Source organism: Flavobacterium cerinum (assembly GCF_004028155.1).
Classification (GTDB): Bacteria; Bacteroidota; Bacteroidia; order Flavobacteriales; family Flavobacteriaceae; genus Flavobacterium; species Flavobacterium cerinum.
In genome coordinates, this window is the sequence record NZ_SBII01000009.1 from 174644 (window position 1) to 195077 (window position 20434).

A 20434-nucleotide genomic window follows, 5' to 3' on the forward strand; every position below is an offset into this window, starting at 1 on the left:
GCTACAACTTCTCTCCTATTATTTTTATATTATAAGTACCCCACACCTTCCTTTTATAGTATTACACTACAAAAAACCTTCTTCTATTACAGCAATCGACAGTAAAACCATAAAAAAATATTGATACAATAATCCGATTTTTGAAAGGGATTAATTTATTCCATAAAAAAAGCCCCATACTGGATGGGGCTTTATATTTAAATAAGACGCGTTAACGCCAATATATTATGTATTACAATTATTGTCTTTTAATAATCTTAATTGTTTTTACAGTATTTCCAGAAGCAACATTAACAACATACGCTCCATCTGCAAGTGATGACATATCAACCTTAACATCTGCAGCATTTGGCTGTTGAGAAATAACCTTCTGACCTAGTAAATTAAATACTGTGATAGAAGTTATCTCTGTTGAGTAAGAAAGATTAAGTACATCTTTTACAGGGTTAGGATGATAATTAAACGCATCTTTATTGAAGATTTCTCTTCCAAGTACAACATCTATAACTACTACAAATATTTCAGTACTTGTACATTCTCCAATAGTCTGTGTAGCGAAATAATTCTCTCCGTTTACAAGTTGCGTATTAGCTGATAAAGGATTTTCTCCATTAGCAGCATCCTCTTGTGTCGCATACCAGGTAACAGTTCCACCATCTTCAAGATCAATTACTATATCTTCAATTGTAGCATTAGCAGCAACGTCTGCATTAATAGTCTGCGTAGCGTCTCCTGTAGGAGCCGGTACATTTGTTATTGTAACTACAAACGAGCTCTCCGCTGTACAAACAGGGTTTGTACCTGCCGAAGCGAAAATGTAAATTGTTGAGGTTTGTGTAATAGCCGTTCCAGCTGTAATAACCGTTCCAGCTCCTGCTGCTGCTGTATGGTAAGCACCATTACTTAAAGCAGGTAAAATGTATTGAGAACATGCATCTACATCTTCTATATCTTCAACTGTAACTGTTGTTATTGCTACCTGAACAGCAAGTCTTGTTAAACCTTCGCAACCTCCAATACTTTGTGAAGCATAATATGTTGTACCGTTTACAAGTGCTGTAGCAGCAGCTACAAGATTTCCTCCAGCTGCAGCATCATGCCAAACAATTGAATCACCTGTAACAACAAGATCTGCTACAGTACCAGCTCCACAAAACGTTTGTGCTGCTAATCCTGTAGGAGCAGGAGTTACGTTTATATTAGCTGTAAGAGCTGTTCTTAAACTTTCACATCCACCCAATGTTTGTGACACATAATAAATTGTATCATCAACAAGAGGTGTTGTAGCAGCTAAAGCAGTTCCGCCAGTAGCAGCAGCATACCATTTTAAAGCCGTTCCTGTAGCATTAAGATTAGCAACAGTTCCTGCATTACACAAATCCTGTATCGGAGCAGGTACAGTTGGTACTGGAGTTACATTGATATTAACTGTAACTGCTGTTCTTGGACTTTCACATCCATCAAGTGTTTGTGATACATAATAAACCGCATCATCAACAAGAGGTGTTGTAGCAGCTAAAGCTGTTCCTCCTGTAGTTGCAGCATACCATTTTAAAGCCGTTCCTGTAGCATTAAGATTAGCAACAGTTCCTGCATTACAAAATTCCTGTACCGGAGCCGGTACAGTTGGTGCAACAGTACTGCTTACAGTTACCGCTACCGTAGCTGTACGCACACAACTAGCACTTGAAGTTCCTGTGATAGTGTATGTTACAGCAGGAGCTGCTGTTGAAGACTTAAAGTATACTGTTTTTGCATTTGTACCTGCTACATATGGAGTTGTCGCTGTTGCATTTGTATACAAATTGGTTACAGGCGACCATGCAATAGTTGTTGGCTGAGAAGACTGGAATTTAACATTCAGCCTCTTTTTTGATAATGACCCTGAAGTTGTTGTAGAACTATCATATGAATACGTATAAAGCAGCGTATTATCAGCTGTTTCTGTATAGTAAGTTTGTGTATTATATGTACTATCAGCTCCATCATGTGTGATATTTACTACTATGTTTGAAACTCCATCCCATACATAAGGTGCAGTAAAAGTAATAAGTTGCCATCCACTCTCTGTATGTGTATAAGTTGTTGGCCCATAAACTGTTGAAAAGCCGGTGGTAGATAAAAAGTTGCTATCAGCAAAACTTACAGCATTAGTCGCACCTAATTTAATAGTATAATTATCATTTGTTGCTCCACTACCTAAGCTGGTAATGTTAAAAGATAATGAGGTTATGTTACCTGCCGTTAATCCTGCAGCTGTTAGTTCCTGAGCTGTATAGATTATTTGGTTCCAGTAATTTGGCCAACGGTTACAAAAAGCCGTTGGTTGCTCAGTGTCTCCTGTTAATGTTGTACCTAAACCTGTAACCGCTTCACTTTGCACAGTACCTCCATTAGCCGTTATAGGCAATATAGTCTCTGCACATGCAGATGCAGTTGCAGGAACTGTAATTGTAGAAGGTAAAAGATTAACTGTAATTTTTACAGTAACCGGTGTAGCTGCGCACATTGTACCAGTTGACTTAGAAGCATTTAATGTATAAGTAGTAGTTGCTGACGGGTTAAATGTCCATCCTGTAACAGCATTTCCAGATACACCTGTAGAAGGAGTCCAAACATAAGTATCATAATCCGTAGCACCTGCAGTTATAGTAACAGCTGTAGAAGTCTGCCCTACACAAATTGCAGCCGATGCCGTACTTAAAGTTAATACCGGAGATGCTCCAACCGTTGCAAGAACAGCAGTTCTTACTGAAGCACAGCTACCAAACACAATATTTGGTCTTAAAGCCGAAAGTGTTCCAGCAGTAGTAGTAGTATTTAGATCAAAAAGAACTGTATCTGCGGTAGTAGTATAGTTAGTACTAGCATTATTTGTGCCATTAGCCCCTTTATGACTAATTTCTATAACAATGTTAGATGTACCATTCCATGCATATGGAGTTGTAAAGTTAATTGTTTGCCATCCGGTTGCTGTATGTGTATAGGTTTGAGGACCAAACACGGTTGTAAAACCAGTTGTTAAAAAGTTTGTATCAGCAAAAGTGCTACCAGTTGTTGATGCTATTCTAACAGTATAATCATCATTAAAAGCAGCATCACCTAATGTTGCAACATTAAACTTAAGAGATGTTAAAAAACCTGCAGTTAAACCAGCTGCAGTTAATTCTGCTGCCGTATACACCATTTGAGCCCTGTAATTTGCATAACGGTTACAAAATGCAGTTGGTTCATTATTACCTTGTACAGTAAAAGTTGTACCTGTACCAATAAGACCAGATCCGGCCATTACTTCGGCACTTGCATAATACGTAGTATTAGTACTGATAGAAGGTGTTACAAAAGAATTACCAGATCCTAATGCAAGCCCACCTGTAGCAGCTGAATACCATTTTATAGTACCTCCACTTGCCGTAGCTCCTAACGTTACAGTTCCCGGACCACATCTTGTACCTGCTGTAGTAGCAGTTATATCATAAGCATCACAAAGTGTTGCAAATAATACAGGACCTATCCATGAACTAGATGAGCCAGGACCACAATTTGCTTTTACCCAAACATAATATGAAGTGCTTGCAGCTAAACCTGTAAGATTTACTGTTGTAACACCTGCCAAAACAGATCCGGTTGGTGTTGCTCCGGCTGTTGGCGGTGTACCGCTCGTGCTTCTATAATAAGAATATCCATTAGCAGGAGTACTTGCTGATGCTCCCCAATTAATTGTTGCTGTATTTTCGCCAACTGTAGGAACGGTTAAAATTCCTGGAGGCAAACATGACGCCTGCTGCATATAGAATCTCACTCTTGGCTTTAAAGCTGAAGTATCTCCAGCAGTAAGATTTTCACAGGAGTCAACACCATCCTCTTGTCTATGACGGTAGTTATTTGTTACACCTGCATAATTCCACGCTTGTCCATGCAGGTCAGAATCCAGAAATGGTGCATCACTAAAACAAATTTCAACAAGTACATTACTAGTACCATTCCAGTTAAAAGGAGCATCAAATGTAATATCATTAAAACCTAAAGCAGGCGTATAACTAAATGCATTTTTTACAACTGTGGCACCTGTAACAAAATCAGATGTAGGAATGTCTGGTGTTGTAATATGAGCCATTTTTATGGTGTAATTTGGTAATGCTTCTTCATATAAATCAGATACATCCCAAGCCAATCGCTGGATATTTCCTGCAGTTCCACCTTGTGCGATCAATTCAGCGGCAGTATAAACTACCTGAATACGTCGGCTTGTGTAATATCCACTAACAGGACTCGAGCTATAATTTCCACTTTTACTCACCTGTGTTCCCAAGGTGACATAACCTTGTGCAAATGTCATTTGTCCAATCAATAAAAAGAGCATACAACAGACAAAATTAACTTGTCTATTGAACTCCACTTTATTGATAAAAACTTTAAAAAGAATAGTTTTTTTCATAAAATATTGTTGATAAATTAATAGAACATAAAATTATAGAAATTTAATATACGAATACACCAATAAGCATTACGAGTTATATTTTTATTGAAAAAACTGAATTTGTTATATTTTAATGATTTTTATGCATTAAAAATCATTATCAATGATTATTTTGATGATTACATAATTTAATAGTGATAAATATTCAAATTACATTATGTATATTCTTAATTACATTTTACATATAACATAAAAAATAGCCCCAAATGGGGCTATTTTTTATGTTATATGTCAGAAATTATTTAATGCTTGGAATATTTACAAGCTCATTAGCTTCGGCTTTATAATCGACGTTTTCATAATCAAAACCAAACAAGTTATAAAAATCTTTTCTATAACCTTCAAGATCTCCAATTTCTGCTAAATTCTCAGTTGTTGCCTGATCCCATAATGCAGCTACTTTATTTTGGATATCTTCGCGCATTTCCCAATCATCAACTCTAATCCTGCCTTTTTCATCTGTAGGCACTTCGTTTCCAGTAAATAATCGTTGTTGATATAAGCGCTGAATCTGCTCAATTGTACCTTCATGAACACCTTCTGCTTTCATAACCTTATATAGTAATGATATATATAAAGGAATAACAGGAATTGCAGAACTCGCCTGAGTAACCAATGCTTTGTTTACAGATACATAAGCCTTACCGTTAATATCTTTAAGACTGTCAGTAATTTCAAAAGCTGTAGCTTCTAAATGGTCTTTAGCACGACCAATAGTACCTTTTCTATAAACTGCCTCTGTAAGTGATGGCCCAATATAAGAATAAGCGACTGTAGTAGCACCCGGAGCAAGAAGGTTTTCTGCTTTTAAAGCATCTATCCACATTGCCCAGTCTTCGCCCCCCATAACAGTGATAGTATTTTCTATATCATCTTCCTTACTTGGCTCAATAGAAACTTCAGATACTTTTCCTGTATGGAAATCTACAGTTTTATTTGAAAAAGTATCACCAATTGGCTTCAATACCGATCTGTGTGTTACTCCTGTTTTAGGATGTACCCTTACCGGAGATGCCAGGCTGTAAACTACAAGATCAACCTGCCCCAGGTCTTCTTTTATAAGATCAAGTGTTTGTTTTTTTATTTCGTCAGAGAAAGCATCGCCATTGATACTTTTTGCATATAAACCTGCTGCCTGAGCTTCTTTTTCAAATGCTGCTGTATTGTACCAGCCTGGTGATGCTGTTTTACCTTCCATAGGTGGCTTTTCAAAGAAAACGCCTATAGTAGCCGCATCGCTTCCAAAAGCACTTGTAATTCTTGAAGACAAACCAAAACCGGTTGATGCTCCAATAACCAGCACTTTTTTAGCGCCTTCAATGTGGCCTTTAGATTTTACATATTCAATCTGGTTTTTTACATTTTGTTCTGCTCCTGCAGGATGTGCAGTAAGGCAGATAAATCCTCTCATTCTAGGTTCTATGATCATATCGCTGAAATTATATCTTTATCAATAAACAGGGTAATAATTGTAATTACCCACAAATATAAATTGTTTTTTTAGTTAAGCAATGCTTCGGCATGTTTAAGAGCCGAATCGGATATATCCTTACCCGACAGCATTTCTGCTATCTCCCTCACTCTCTCTTCTTTATAGAGTAATTTAAGTTCCGATACCGTATTTTCGCCTTGTGTGGTTTTAAATACTTTATAGTGCTGATCGCCTTTTGCAGCTATTTGCGGCAGGTGTGTAATAGCCAATACCTGCATACCACGGCTCATCACTTTCATAATATCACCCATCTTATGAGCAATTTCCCCAGAGACACCTGTGTCGATCTCATCAAAAATAATGGTAGGCAGTTTAGAATATTCAGCCAATACTGCTTTTACAGCAAGCATTATCCTGGACATCTCTCCTCCTGAAGCTACTTTTTTAAGCAAACCAAAGTCGGTTCCCTTATTAGCAGAGAATAACAAACTCATCTCGTCTTTACCATTATTGTGGTAATTATCTGTTGCTTTTACTTCAAAATTAAATCGTGCATTTGGCATCCCCAGCTGTGCCAAAATAACTGTAATTTTATCGGTAAGCACAGGTATGGCTTTTTGTCTTTTATCAAATAGTAATACTGCAGTTTTATCAATAGCCGTTTTTACAGTTTCAATCTCGACAGTTAGTTTTTCTATAGAGGCTTCCAGTTCGTCAGCCATTACTACTTTGTTATCTAATGCTTCCTGAATAACCAGCAGCTCTTCTACAGTAGCTGCCTGATGTTTTTTCTGAAGACTGTATATAAGCTGTAATTTATGGTTTATCAGTTCTAACTGTTCCGGATCGTTTATAAGTTTTTCGAAGTCGTGAGACAGTTCATCAGTAATATCATCAAACTCTATAAGCAGACTTGAAATACGTTCGAAAAAACCGGCATATTCAGAAGATATACCACTTACCTTTTGCAGCGCTGCTTTTATTTCCTTAAGGTTTTGCACAGCACCTATCTGTTCATCATTAGCTATGGACAATGCCCTGCCTAATGATTCTTTTATAAACTCTACATTACTAAGCTTTTCAAGTTCGCTTTCAAGTTCCTGCTGTTCACCCGCTTTTAAATTTGCAGATAATAATTCCTGTAATAGAAATGAATTATAGTCCTGCTCTTTTGTAAGTGCTTCTTTTTGTTCCTGAAGTTTTTTTAACTGTAACTGAATTGCTTTGTATCCTGTCAACTGCTTTTTATAAACAGCAACAGTATCGCTATTTCCTGCAACGGCATCCAGTATCTGCATTTGATACTGCTCATCAGATAGTTCACGGGTTTGCTGCTGCGAATGGATATCTATAAGGTAAGTTCCTAATTCCTGAAGTTCCTGAAGATTTACCGGACTATCATTTACAAAAGCACGTGATTTTCCAGAAGGAAGAATTTCCCTTCTGATAATCGTTACATCCTCATAATCGAGGTCGTTTTGTGAAAAGAATTCCTGCAGGTTGTAATCGGCTATTTTAAAATAGGCCTCAACAACGCATTTTTGTTCTTTATCCTTTAGCGAAGTAAGATCGGCACGGTTTCCCAGTATCAATCCTAGTGCTCCTAAAAGAATCGATTTTCCTGCACCGGTTTCGCCCGTTATAATGGACAACCTGTTAGAAAAATCAATATGCAGGTGCTCTATCAGAGCAAAGTTTTTTATATGTAATGTTTGCAGCATATCAAATTGTGCATGTATAATAGCATAACAAATATACTATTTAACCGCTAATTAAAAGAAGAAAAATGCTATACAATAGACTAAAATCAAATATATTATAAAATTAAAAACCTGCAGTTCTTTAAAGAAACTGCAGGCATTATTATACTATAGTTGTAAGTTACTTTATGTTATTCCACTTAGAAGAATTTAATGGAGAAACCCTATTTAGCAGTTCAATTAAATCTGCATTAGCCATCATTGGCCCTCCAGAAAACATAGCTACTATTTCATCAGTTTTTGCATCAAAAAACATTCTGGTTAAAAGAGCATTTGGACGCACATTCTGTACCTTAGCCAATGTTTTCAATGCTACAACTGCTTTTTCTTTACCTTCCTTTTGGTTGTCTGACATTTTATCAAGAGCACCATAATGATACTCAAACAGTGATTCTCTAAACGGAGCATATGTATTAGACATAAGATCAGTAATTAAAAAATACCTGTTGTTATTTCCCCCATCCTGCTGGCTCCATCCTTTAGCTCCTCCTCCTGATGCAAGGCTAACCAAACTCTGGGCTGCCTGATAATAAGTCGTTCCTCCATTCTTTTGAAAAGAATCAGCATCTAAACCTATAATTACATTAGCATAAAAAGCAATTACTGCAATTAAATTAGAGTCGTAGCTGTTAGGATTGTAATATAAATTTTCTCCCTCAGTATATCTAAAATTAAAATCCTTATCATTAAAGTTAAGAACAGGTGATGAATAACTTGAATTAAAAATCGGTCTTGACGACTGTACCTGCAGCGTTGCCGTAAACGCATTAGAAGAATATGCAGATATGTTTATAAACATAGAACAATCTATACGTTCATTCCTTTCAAAATCCCTGGAAGTCCATTTTGTATTATTCACAAAGTCATTAAGCGATCTTTCGAGCGTTTTAAATATTTGCGGATTAGCATCTGTAATACGTTCAAAACTTATCTTCACAGTACAATTAAGTTCCTGCCCTTTAGCTGAAAAGGAGAAAACTAATAGTAGCAAACCTAGCCATTTATGCATTGTAATGGGATTTTATTTTATTTATAATATCTTTTGCAACTTCTTCTTTTGTTTTAAGCTCTAACGGTTCCAGATTAAAGTCCTTATCAATAAAAGTTACTTTATTTGTAGGCTTACCAAAACCGGCACCTTCATCATTCAATGAATTTAAAACAATCAAATCTAAGTTTTTTTTCTGTATTTTCAGCTTAGCATTCTCAATTTCATTTTCAGTCTCCAACGCAAATCCAATAAGGAATTGCTGTTTTTTAATCTGACCCAGTGAAAACAATATATCTTTAGTCTTTTCCAATTCTAATGAAAAAGTACTGTCATTCTTCTTTATTTTTTGAGATGCAACAATTTTAGGCCTGTAATCTGCTACTGCAGCTGCAGCAATTGCAGCATCTACACCATCAAAATACTCATGACATGCATTATACATCTCTTCAGATGACGTTACATTCACCACTTTAACAGACGGATGGCCCAGCTTTAAGTGTGTTGGTCCAGCGACCAGTATTACCTCAGCTCCTTCGTTAGCAGCAGCAAGAGCAATATCAAAACCCATTTTTCCTGAAGAATGATTTCCTATAAAACGCACCGGGTCTATCGGTTCGTATGTAGGACCAGCCGTAACCAGTATTTTTTTCCCGCGAAGTGGTAATTTACTTTCCAAATCAGCTTCTAAAAAAGCAATAATATTTTCAGGCTCCGCCATTCTTCCTTCTCCTGAAAGACCGCTGGCAAGCTCACCGCTTTCAGCCGGAATCATTATATTACCATAAGACGCCAAAGCTTTAAAACTGGCTAATGTAGAAGGATGCTTATACATATCAAGATCCATTGCCGGAGCAAAATACACAGGACATTTAGCGGAAAGATAGGTTGCCAGAAGTAAATTATCTGAATTGCCCGATACCATTTTAGAAAGTGTATTGGCTGTAGCGGGTGCAATTAAAAAAAGGTCTGCCCATAAGGCAAGGTCCACGTGGTTGTTCCATACTGCATTTTCATCTTCTTCATTATAAAAAGAAGAATGCACAGGATTTTTAGAAAGTGTGGATAAAGTGAGGGGGGTAACAAAGTCTTTAGAAGCAGGCGTCATTATCACTTGGACATGAGCGCCTGCTTTAATAAAAAGCCTTACGAGTGAGGCTGTTTTATATGCGGCTATCCCCCCGGATATGCCGAGTAAAATTTTCTTACCGCTTAAAACAGTCATCTCTTTTATTTATTTAGATTCTCTCTTGTACGAAATTTTTTCGTCAAGCCATTCCTGAACTGCCAAAGCATGCGGCTTTGGAAGTTTTTCATAAAATTTAGAAACCTCTATTTGTTCTTTGTTCTCAAAAATTTCCTCAAGGCTATCGTTGTAAGTAGCAAACTCCTCAAGCTTCTCGATCAATTCCTTTTTAATTTCGGTATTGATTTGGTTTGCTCTTTTTGCGATAATGGTAATTGCTTCGTAAACGTTACCTGTCGGCTCTTCTATCGTACTCTTGTTGTAGGTAATCGTGTTAACGGGAGCAGTTGTTTTCTTTAAATCCATGACTCGTTTATTTAGAAATTTTTTGTAGTTCAGTGTCTATATTTGCAAGCATTTTATCTGCCTGCTCTTTGTATTTACTATCAGCTTTAAATTTAATCAGTGCATTATAATTTGCTTTTGCCGTTTGTAAACGGTCAAACATTTTTGATTCAACACTGTTTATTGCCAATTTATATGAAGCATCTAATTTATAGTATAATGCGTCTTCTTTGTATATTGTACCCGGAAAATCTAAAATAAAATTATCAAGCGCCTTTATTGCAGCAGTATGATCATTATTATATTCAGATATATCATTGTACTGCTTTGCAATACTATATGCCTTTTTTTCCAGTTTCTCCCTAAGTTCTTTTACCAGCGTATTTGCCTCCGGCATGTACTGAGAATTAGGGTAATTATCGATAAACAGCTGTAATTTATCCAGTGCTTTGTATGTATCTACCTGATCAAGCGAATAACTTGGAGATAACATATAGTAACTTTTAGCACTTAAAAAAGCAGCCTCTTCTACTTTTGTGCTTGTTGGATAATTTGCTGTAAAGCTATCAAACTGATAACCTGCCGTATAGTACTGCTCTGTTTTATAATAAGACTGAGAATACATGTAAAACAATTTTTCTGCCTGTGGTTTACCTCGGTATGATGGTGCAATTTGTTCAAAAAGCCTAATAGCCTTAGTATATTTGCCTTTGTCATACATTTTTTCGGCTACTGTATATTTTTTGGCAATGTCATCATTTTTAAGAGCTTGCTGGTATTCACTACACGATGTAAGAGCTAATGCAAAAAAAAGTATATATAAGTATCTTCTCATATTTGTTGGTTATGCTGTACGTCAGCGGCTATTTTAAAGCAACTGCAAAATTAGTTAATAATTAGAGAATACAAAATCTTTTTTTACAGCTTGTTTGCTATAAAAAAAAGATGCCTTTAGCAGGCACCTTCTTAAAACTTAATTCTATCTTTTTTATTGCACTGTATTATGTGCATTTGCTGTAAAATTCTTCATGTCATTATCAAACATGTATAGCCCGCCCTTATCGTCACCAATAAGGTCGATCTTATCTAAAATTACTTTAGCTGTAGCTTCTTCTTCAATTTGCTCAGACACATACCATTGTAAAAAGTTATGGGTCGCATAATCTTTTCCTGTAAGTGCTATATCTACTAATTCATTGATTGCTTCAGAAACTCTTACCTCATGTTCATATAACTGACGGAAAAGCGTTCTGAATGAGCTATAGTCAAGCCTTGGCTCTTCTAATGCTGATACAACAGCCTGGCCGCCACGCTGATTTATATATTTTAAAAGTTTAAGCATGTGTTGTCTTTCTTCGTCTGACTGCTTAAACATAAAAGTTGAAATACCTTCAAAGCCTTTAATTTCGGCCCATGAAGCCATTGCAAGGTATATTTGAGAAGACTCTGCCTCCATTTTTATCTGCGCATTGAGCGCTGCCTGCATTTTTTCCGATAGCATGGTGTGTCGTTTTAATGTTACCTATACAAATTAACGGATTTTTTTGACAAAATCACCCAGACGGCCTGCTAAATCTTCGTTAACAGTAACCAATGGAAGCCTTACAGCATCTTCGCATAAGCCTAAATGTTTGAATACCGATTTGATACCTGCCGGATTACCCTGCTCAAATATCATATCTATAGAATCTGCTAATAAATAATGTAATTTATAAGCTTCGTCTACTTTCTTTTCAAGTCCTAAACGCACCATTGTAGAGAATTCTTTAGGAAATCCTTCTCCAATTACAGAGATTACTCCCGCTCCTCCGGCAAGAACCATTGGAAGTGTAACCATATCATCTCCTGATATTACAAGGAAACCTTCCGGTTTATTCTGGATCAATTTCATTGCCTGAACAATATCCCCGGCTGCTTCTTTGATCGCGACTACATTTTTAAAGTCATTTGCCAAACGAATAACTGTAGCCGGCAGCATATTGCTTGCTGTACGACCCGGTACATTATAAAGTATAACAGGAATTGGAGATGCCTCTGCAACTGCTTTAAAATGCTGGTAAATACCTTCCTGTGTTGGTTTATTATAATAAGGTGATACTGATAGTATCGCTACAAACGCCGATAAGTCACGGGTTTTAAGTTCTTCTACCACTTCAAGGGTATTATTACCTCCAACACCTAAAACGACAGGTAACTTACCTGCATTAGCTTTTAGCACCGTCTTTATAACAAGTTCCTTTTCGTCCTTATTCAGCGTAGCGTTTTCGGCTGTAGTACCTAATACTACCAGGTAATTTATACCCCCGTCTATCTGATAATTCACAATTCTTTCTAACGCTTCTACGTCTACTGAAAGGTCTTTTTTAAAGGGTGTAATGAGCGCAACGCCCGTACCTATTAATGACTGCATGCTTATATTTTGTTTAAAATTTTCAAATATTTAATAAGTTCCGATACAAATTCGGGATATTTTTCAGCCTGGCTGCTTATCATAAAATTATTAAAGCGGTTATCGATACTCGAAAAACCTACCTTAAATTTTGCTTTAGACTTTAACGTAGCCAGCAAAAGCGGAGCCTTCTCCACATCATAATAGCTTATAAGCATATCAAAGGGTTTATTGACAAAAGCTGCAGCAGCTTCTTTATCAAAAGTTCCTAATACTGATATGTCTTTTCGGGTGTAAAAGTTATAATCTAAGACTTCCTTAGGTTTTACCTTCTCCTTAAAACTTAACGTTTCTATATTGTTAGCGGCAATGCCATTTGCTGCCAATTCTTTCATAAGACCATATTTTTCAAGAAAGTAGCTCTCGTCCAGCAGTATACCTACGGTAATTACAGGGTCTGGAGAAGATATCGGTTTATATCCCGATAAACTTTTCTTAATAATCTTTTTAAGGCCAAAATCTTTAATAAACTTTAAAAACATAGTACTTTTACTTGTCGAATACAAAAATAATTCAAATAAAGGTCTTCGCAATGATAAACTTAAAAAAGTATACCACATACGTGCAAAGGTTTGTTTTATTTTTAACAATAACAAGCCTTATCTCCTGTAGCAGCACGGGGTTGCGAAATACAAAGATCGAAGCAAAAAAAAATGCTATAACCGGCGATCTTACTGAAGAACAAAAAATTGAGGATTTTATTGCCCCTTACCGCACTCATATTAATAAAGATCTTGACAACATACTTGCTTATGCTCCCGAAACTTTCGACAAAAGTAAAGGCAAATGGCAGACCAACATTGGTAACCTGCTTGCTGATGCTACTTTTGAAAGAGCTGATAAGATCTTTTACACAAGAGAAGGCAAGCATATAAACGTGTGCCTTCTTAATCATGGGGGCATTAGAGCTATCATTCCTAAGGGCAATGTTACCACTAAAACAGCTTATGATATTATGCCTTTCGAAAACAGCACAGTAGTTATAGCCCTTAAAGGTGAACAGCTAAAAGAAATGGCAGATTATATCGCAATGGAACGAAAACCACATCCCCTTTCAGGAATGCTGATCACACTTGATGCCAATGGACTGGTAAAGAACGTAACCGTACAGGGCAAACCTCTGGATCTTACCCAAACCTACTACGTTGCCACAAGCGATTATCTATCCGGAGGCGGTGACAGGATGAATTTCTTCCTTAATAATACCGGAAGTTACAGCCTTGACTACAAACTTCGTAACCTCTTTATAGATTACTTTAAAGAGACCGATACATTACCTGTTTCAACAACACAACGCATTATTACCCAGTAGATCATGAAAAGAAGGGATTTTATACAAAAAACAGCAGCCGGCTCGGCATTAGTTTTGGGAGGATTATCACTGAGTAGTTTTGCCGAACCTCCAGCAAAGAAAATCACGATACTGCATACTAACGATGTACACAGCCACATTGACCCTTTTCCTGTTTCAGATCCCAAGTACCCAAATATGGGAGGGGCTGCCCGGAGAGCTACCCTTATAGAATCCATCCGTCGTGAAAATCCTAACGTGCTTTTACTTGATGCCGGTGATATATTTCAGGGAACTCCCTATTTTAATTATTATGGAGGCGAACTGGAATTCAAGCTGATGAGCATGATGAAATATGATCTTGCCACCCTTGGAAACCACGATTTCGACAATGGTTTACAAGGTTTCCTGGCACAACTGCCCCACGCTTCTTTTGAATTCGTAAATGCCAATTATGACTTTAAGAATACCATTTTAGATGGCATGATCAAACCGTATAAAACATTTATTAAAGACGGAATCAAAATTGGAATATTTGGATTAGGCATTGAATTAAAAGGACTTGTAGACCCTACTAACTATAAAGAAACAGTTTACAACGACCCTTTAAAAGTAGCTCAGGACATGGCAAAAACACTGCGCCATACCGAAAAATGTGATCTTGTAATTTGCCTTTCGCATTTAGGTTTCATGTACAACAACGAACCTACAAAGGTGAACGACCTTATGCTGGCACGCAACACAAAAGACATCGATCTTATTATTGGAGGGCACACGCATACTTTTTTGAACAAACCGTATATCGAAAAAAATATAGATGGTAAAGAAGTTTTGGTAAATCAGGTGGGATGCTACGGACTCAATCTTGGCCAAATAGATTTCTATTTTGAACCGGGTAAAATGTCATCCAAAGGGAGGATAATTTCAGTTTAAAAAAGTTGTTTCAATTCTCCACTTTTTGTTCCTTACATCCACCTTTTGAGTGGACAATTATACATCCATAAACAACTGAAATTCAATCAATTTCAAAGACACTTTCCACTTTTGGCACCTTTTTTAAAATTGGATCGATTTTACTGCAAAAGCGATTGCAGTAAATTATCTTTTTTAATCCCGAAATTTGTAAAATAAAAATCGACCCGAATTTCATTTTAACTGGACAATGGGCGTAACTGTTACTTTACTTTCCATAACCGAATCTATTTTCATTACGGTTTCTTCGGGTACAATACAATCCACCACCGAAGTTATTAATCCGGTTTGTTGTTCTGAATTTTCACAACCCAACAATCCAAATAAAAAGAATAATAAAAAATAGGAGTAAATTTTCATCGGTTCTCAAGTATAAAAACACATCCCGTTTGTGTTATAGCACAAACAGGACATGTATTGAATTAATAATTGGATTACTGTTTAAGCACAGCGATTTTATCGATCTGGATATCATCGGCCCTTGAACCATCAAATTTTATAACCGATATATCAAATGCCGGCTTATTAAGTGCATCTGTATCTGTTGCTTCGTCAGTTATTTCAAAACTGAATGTTTTAGTAATTCTATGAGGTTTATTGGTATTATGAGCTACTCCGTGTTTATGGTCGGCACCAAAAAAGGTCATAAAACCTGCAAAGTATTTATTCTCCGGTGTTGCTTTCACGTTCGTAGGCAGGTTAAGATATACCTCAAAATCTCCCTTCGGTGCTTTTACAAAAGACACAGTTACAGATAGTATAAGTACCTCCCCTTTCTTATTGCTTTTGCTAAGCAGCCTTACATTTTTACCTTTAGTATTTGGCAGAGATATCTTTATATCCTTATTTAACGCGATCTTTTTAGTAGTAGCAGAAAGCGTATCTCCTTTAGTAAAGTCCTGCACACTAAAAACAAGCAGGTCGTTTTTTTGGATCTCCTTAGCGTATACTTTGGTATCATCATAATCATAGTCCATATTATAAAGCATGTCTACTACTTCTTCTATGGTGTACTCTACTTTTTTACCGTTCTCATCAAAAAATACATAGCTCCATGGCACTTTCTTTAATTCTTCCAGCAGTACCTTCTGGCCGTTTGGCGAGTTTGTCCATTGCTGCCATATCCTGTCAATGTTAGCGTGATGCACCCAGAAAATAGGATCGAAAGCTGCCGTGGCAACTTCAGACATCATTCCGTAAGTATCCTGTTGCCACACATTGTTATACTTACGTTTTCCTAAAGTATCATTACCAAAACCAATATAATTGTGCATGGCACCATGTGGCGCACGATCAATGTTTTTATTATAGAGGGCATAAGAATGATTTTCATTCAGTTTGGTTAGACTAAGTTTTCTCGTAGCATTACCACTTATAGGTATACCATTTAAAAGACTGTCTAAACGGGCAGCCTGATATAAAGCAGATGCTTTATCCCTGTACCTTTCCGGCATAGTACGGTTTTTTAAAGAATCTTCAACGTTAGTATATCCCCAGTAAGGCAATGCAAAGTCTGAATAGCCCGACACTTTTCGAACAATTTTCTCAAAATGATAGGTATACATCCTGTGCCATACTAAAAAGTGGATCTCTTCTGCCCCGTCTTCGGTATGCGTACAATTGTTCCATGCCGCTTTAAGATCTTTATAAGTTTGATAAGAACTGCATAGTTTATTTTTGCCGTTAATTTCTTCCGGGATCCAGTGCATTGCACCCTGGTAATACCAGCTTAGCGGATCGCTGCAGTCTGTTTTTTGCATGATGGCCAAAGCCTTCTCAAGTGCTTCAACATCTTTTTGTGCTTCCGGGGAGTAAATGTTTTTTCGAACAAACCTGTGTGACTCTCCCTGTGTCAACGGGGTGTCTTTGCTTTCTTCTTTTTCTTTTTTACAGCCTGTTAAAACAAGAAGGAATAAAAAAGGATAGATAATTTTTTTCATATTATAAATGACTATTAGTTGGTGCAACTAAATTAAGCCATCCCACAATCGTGGATACAGGTAATAATACCTGTTTTAACTTTACAAAAAACTACCTGAAAATCAATTATTTATAATCTGAACAAATAACTAGTTAAAACAGTATTAAAGCAATGTTTACCTCCTAAATTCATTCTCTCTTAATTCTAGTGCTTCGGTAGAAGGTCGGTCATGTTCTAAAAGCGGGAGGCGTATTTTTTTTCCATCAAACTGCTTATAGCAGCCATCTGTTATTAAACTGCTCAAATGGATCGTATAGTCCTTATCTATGAAAAGAAGATTGCTGTCAAAAAGCCTGTGGATATCTACCCTTAATAACAACCCGTTCTGGGTATGATTAGAGTTTTTGTTTTTATATCCCTGGATATAAGCCGCCTCTAAAAGCTCCGGAATAGTTTCTCCCGTTATACAGCAGGCATTATTATAGGTCTTTAATATCTTCCCTTTAAATACACTTTGGCCATCCCTTTGTTTTATCAAAAAGACCTTATCTTCCCTTGGTTCATTCACCAATCCAAAGTCATCAGAACCAAAATTATCCTGCAGAAACGGGTCATACTGCTCAAAGCATTTAATCGTTACTATCTGCGACGGAAACTTAATATCATAATCTTCAGGATCTTTATAATCTTCTTCATCCCAAAACTCACAATTTCTCAATACAACACAGCCTATCTTATAAGAATAAGTATCTAAATTACGCTTACCATACTTTTCACTGTTTTTATCAATATAACTTTGAATGTTCTTAATAAAATCCAGCTTGGAAGCATTTCCGTTTCTATGGCCAAATTTATTCCAGGCCAACTCAGGAGTTATATTTTCATAAGCGACAAATTCACCAAATCCTCCAATTTTTCTAATAGGAGATTTTAGCATAAAATAAAAACGGTCACCTTCTTTCAGGCCTTTTGTATTCCAGGGGGTAGGTGTCCAAAAATTTACATAAGAGCTTAGCTCATTATCTTTTAAATAACCAAACCAAGTGTTATCCGTGGGGGAAATTGCAAACATAAACCAGTAATAATTATAATTAAATGCCTAAGCAAGAAGGCCCCAAGGTAAATAATCCCATTAATACTTCGTTACGGGATTTCCGCACTTTTTTATATTTTGTAACCAGAATTTACCGACGAACAAAAACATTGGGAGCAGCCTAAATTCCCATTTCAAAAAAAAACCCTTATTTTAGCCTGACAAAACAAACACAATGATATCCGAAGCTCAATTTCAACACGAGTTAGATTTAATAATTGCTAATGCCATAAGAGAAGATGTAGGAGATGGCGATCACAGTTCGTTAGCCTGTATTCCGCCTACTGCAACAGGCAGGGCAAAGCTATTGGTAAAAGACACCGGTATACTGGCAGGCGTAGCTTTTGCAAAGAAGGTATTTGCTTATGTAGACCCAAATCTTAAAATAGAAGTTTTTATTAATGACGGTACACCTGTAACTCATGGCGATATTGCCTTTCACGTTTCGGGAAATTCGTTAAGCATCCTTAAATGCGAACGTCTGGTGCTTAACGCTATGCAGCGTATGAGTGCTATTGCTACAAAAACAAAAAAATATGTACAACTTTTAGAAGGTACAAATACAGGCGTTTTAGACACCCGTAAAACTACTCCGGGCATACGTGCTCTTGAAAAATGGGCAGTGAAAATAGGTGGAGGCGAAAATCACCGTTTTGCATTATATGATATGGTAATGCTTAAAGACAATCATATCGATTTTGCAGGTGGCATTACACCTGCCATTCAAAAAACAAATGCATACCTGAAAGAAAACAACCTTGACCTTAAAATTATTGTAGAAGCACGTGATCTTCAAGAAGTACGTGAAATTATCGCCAATCCTGGTGTGCACCGTATACTTCTTGATAATTTTGATTACGATCAAACCCGTGAAGCTGTTGCTATCATTGGCGATTACTGCCAGACGGAATCATCAGGAGGTATAAACGAAGACACGATGCGTAAATATGCCGAATGTGGTGTAGACTATATTTCATCAGGCGCATTGACTCATTCGATATACAATATGGACTTAAGCCTAAAAGCATTTTAATGTCGAAAGAACTGGAACATAAACTGGAGCGGATCCCTATTCTAAAATACATCGTTCGATTTGGAAAAAGTATTAAGCTTCCCTATTCTGAAGGGCTTACGCTTTACCACCTGAGCGAACTTTACATTACAGGGATTGTTAAGGGCGACCTTTCTTACCGCGCCGGAGCCATTGCATTTAGCTTCTTTATGTCGCTTTTTCCTTTTGCACTGTTTATTCTTAACCTTATACCACACATTCCGATGGAAGGTTTTAAGGAAGATTTCATGATGTTTGTAGAAGACAATGTACCTCCCAATACTTTTGCCGCTATAAAAGGCATACTGGATGACATACTGCACAACAGCCAGGGAAGTCTTCTTTCTATAGGTATCCTTCTTGCCATACTGCTTATGAGTAACGGAATGAATGCCATTTTAAGTGGTTTTCAAAGCAGCATGCACATTACTATAAAACGCACATTTTTTCGCCAGTATGCATTGGCAATTGGGCTTTCGTTAGTATTTGCCATACTTTTAATTATAACCGTTGCCGTTATTGTAACCCTGGAAGTTATCATTAGCAGCCTTACATCAAGCGGACTCCTTACAGATGATGTTTACCTGCTAAAATCAGGCCGTTACATCATACTTATTGCCATGGTGCTTACCATTACTTCAATGCTGTTTAAATTTGCTGCAGCCGAAACACGCAGTTCGGCATTTTTTAGTTACGGTTCCATATTCAGTACTGTTCTTTTTGGATTAACTTCCTATGGATTTGGAATTTACGTAGTTCGGTTTGCAAAATACAATCAGCTGTATGGGTCAATTGGCACACTACTTGTATTAATGTTATATATATGGATCAACTGCTTTATCCTGTTATTAGGATTCGAATTAAATGCGTTAATTCATAAATTAAAAAGAAAAAATTTATATATTTAACAAAATTAAAAAGCATTTATTATGAAGAATTACTTTTTTACATTCTTATTCGTAGCCGTAGCCGGCATCTTTTCGGTGAATGCACAGGTAACCGGAAAATGGAAAACCATCGATGATAAAACCGGAGATGCAAAATCTATAGTTGAGATTTATGAGCAAAACGGTAAAATTTATGGTAAAGTGGTTGAAATTCTAAATCCTGCCAGGAAAAATTCTAAATGCGATAAATGCGATGGCGCAGATAAAGGCAAACCTATTGAAGGGCTTATCATTATAAAAGGCCTTAAAAAAGATGGCGACAAATATACCGATGGCGATATCCTTGACCCGCAAAAAGGGAAACTTTACAGCTGTACTATAAAACTGGACGGTAAAGACAAACTGGATGTAAGAGGTTACATGGGTATATCTATGCTGGGCCGCACACAGGTTTGGCACAGGGTTAAATAAAAAAATCACATATACAGATACAAAAAAACACTTCCTATTGGAAGTGTTTTTTTGTATCTGTATATTACATTCAACTTCTGACATCTGACTTCCCAACCTCTACCCTCT

18 protein-coding genes are annotated in these 20434 nt (G+C 36.8%); 5 read left to right on the forward strand and 13 right to left on the reverse strand.

Features of this window, described 5'->3' with window-relative positions:
- Positions 1 to 238: 238 nt before the first annotated feature.
- The 10 genes from EPI11_RS13185 to EPI11_RS13230 all read right to left on the reverse strand — a co-directional run bounded on the left by EPI11_RS13185 (position 239) and on the right by EPI11_RS13230 (position 13122).
- Positions 239 to 4363 (reverse strand): Ig-like domain-containing protein, encoded by a 4125-nt coding sequence (locus EPI11_RS13185; protein ID WP_164879171.1) that lies wholly within the window; start codon positions 4361 to 4363, stop codon positions 239 to 241.
- 355 nt (positions 4364 to 4718) lie between these two features.
- Positions 4719 to 5909, reverse strand: coding sequence for an enoyl-ACP reductase FabV (fabV, locus tag EPI11_RS13190; protein WP_128390450.1), 1191 nt, complete (start codon positions 5907 to 5909; stop codon positions 4719 to 4721).
- Between the two features lie 71 nt (positions 5910 to 5980).
- Positions 5981 to 7633, reverse strand: a complete 1653-nt coding sequence (gene recN, locus EPI11_RS13195) for a DNA repair protein RecN (RefSeq protein ID WP_128390451.1) — start codon at positions 7631 to 7633, stop codon at positions 5981 to 5983.
- Positions 7634 to 7793: 160 nt separating this feature from the next.
- A complete protein-coding gene (gene porD / locus EPI11_RS13200; RefSeq protein WP_128390452.1) occupies positions 7794 to 8681 on the reverse strand; it encodes a type IX secretion system protein PorD in 888 nt (295 codons plus the stop codon).
- Positions 8674 to 9885: a bifunctional phosphopantothenoylcysteine decarboxylase/phosphopantothenate--cysteine ligase CoaBC gene (coaBC, locus tag EPI11_RS13205; RefSeq protein ID WP_128390453.1), complete on the reverse strand. Its 1212-nt coding sequence runs from the start codon at positions 9883 to 9885 to the stop codon at positions 8674 to 8676. The genes porD and coaBC overlap by 8 nt, the downstream gene beginning before the upstream one ends.
- 9 nt (positions 9886 to 9894) lie before the next feature.
- Positions 9895 to 10212: a DNA-directed RNA polymerase subunit omega gene (locus tag EPI11_RS13210; protein ID WP_128390454.1), complete on the reverse strand. Its 318-nt coding sequence runs from the start codon at positions 10210 to 10212 to the stop codon at positions 9895 to 9897.
- Between the two features lie 7 nt (positions 10213 to 10219).
- On the reverse strand, positions 10220 to 11026 hold the full coding sequence (locus tag EPI11_RS13215) for an outer membrane protein assembly factor BamD (protein ID WP_128390455.1): 807 nt from the start codon (positions 11024 to 11026) through the stop codon (positions 10220 to 10222).
- Positions 11027 to 11179: 153 nt separating this feature from the next.
- Positions 11180 to 11692, reverse strand: a complete 513-nt coding sequence (locus EPI11_RS13220) for a ferritin (protein ID WP_128390456.1) — start codon at positions 11690 to 11692, stop codon at positions 11180 to 11182.
- A gap of 30 nt (positions 11693 to 11722) precedes the next feature.
- On the reverse strand, positions 11723 to 12601 hold the full coding sequence (gene dapA, locus EPI11_RS13225) for a 4-hydroxy-tetrahydrodipicolinate synthase (protein ID WP_128390457.1): 879 nt from the start codon (positions 12599 to 12601) through the stop codon (positions 11723 to 11725).
- Between the two features lie 2 nt (positions 12602 to 12603).
- Positions 12604 to 13122 carry a DUF6913 domain-containing protein gene (locus EPI11_RS13230; protein WP_128390458.1) on the reverse strand — a complete coding sequence of 173 codons (519 nt, stop codon included), beginning with the start codon at positions 13120 to 13122 and terminating at the stop codon, positions 12604 to 12606.
- Between the two features lie 140 nt (positions 13123 to 13262).
- On the opposite strand from EPI11_RS13230, the gene EPI11_RS13235 reads away from it, so the two are divergent.
- Together EPI11_RS13235 and EPI11_RS13240 are read left to right on the forward strand one after the other, a co-directional pair.
- Positions 13263 to 13952, forward strand: coding sequence for a 5'-nucleotidase (locus tag EPI11_RS13235; RefSeq protein WP_317125644.1), 690 nt, complete (start codon positions 13263 to 13265; stop codon positions 13950 to 13952).
- Between the two features lie 3 nt (positions 13953 to 13955).
- A complete protein-coding gene (locus EPI11_RS13240) occupies positions 13956 to 14864 on the forward strand; it encodes a bifunctional metallophosphatase/5'-nucleotidase (RefSeq protein ID WP_128390460.1) in 909 nt (302 codons plus the stop codon).
- A gap of 213 nt (positions 14865 to 15077) precedes the next feature.
- Here EPI11_RS13240 and EPI11_RS13245 read toward each other — a convergent pair whose 3' ends face one another.
- The 3 genes from EPI11_RS13245 to EPI11_RS13255 all read right to left on the reverse strand — a co-directional run bounded on the left by EPI11_RS13245 (position 15078) and on the right by EPI11_RS13255 (position 17896).
- Positions 15078 to 15263, reverse strand: a complete 186-nt coding sequence (locus EPI11_RS13245) for a hypothetical protein (RefSeq protein WP_128390461.1) — start codon at positions 15261 to 15263, stop codon at positions 15078 to 15080.
- A 74-nt stretch (positions 15264 to 15337) separates the two neighbouring features.
- On the reverse strand, positions 15338 to 16843 hold the full coding sequence (locus EPI11_RS13250; RefSeq protein WP_128390462.1) for a tyrosinase family protein: 1506 nt from the start codon (positions 16841 to 16843) through the stop codon (positions 15338 to 15340).
- A gap of 156 nt (positions 16844 to 16999) precedes the next feature.
- A complete protein-coding gene (locus tag EPI11_RS13255; RefSeq protein WP_128390463.1) occupies positions 17000 to 17896 on the reverse strand; it encodes an HNH endonuclease in 897 nt (298 codons plus the stop codon).
- 196 nt (positions 17897 to 18092) lie between these two features.
- On the opposite strand from EPI11_RS13255, the gene nadC reads away from it, so the two are divergent.
- The 3 genes from nadC to EPI11_RS13270 are packed head-to-tail and all read left to right on the forward strand — an operon-like array spanning position 18093 to position 20326.
- On the forward strand, positions 18093 to 18950 hold the full coding sequence (nadC, locus tag EPI11_RS13260) for a carboxylating nicotinate-nucleotide diphosphorylase (protein WP_128390464.1): 858 nt from the start codon (positions 18093 to 18095) through the stop codon (positions 18948 to 18950).
- On the forward strand, positions 18950 to 19876 hold the full coding sequence (locus EPI11_RS13265; RefSeq protein WP_128390465.1) for a YihY/virulence factor BrkB family protein: 927 nt from the start codon (positions 18950 to 18952) through the stop codon (positions 19874 to 19876). The genes nadC and EPI11_RS13265 overlap by 1 nt, the downstream gene beginning before the upstream one ends.
- Before the next feature lie 21 nt (positions 19877 to 19897).
- Positions 19898 to 20326 (forward strand): DUF2147 domain-containing protein, encoded by a 429-nt coding sequence (locus tag EPI11_RS13270; RefSeq protein WP_128390466.1) that lies wholly within the window; start codon positions 19898 to 19900, stop codon positions 20324 to 20326.
- Positions 20327 to 20434 lie beyond the last annotated feature (108 nt).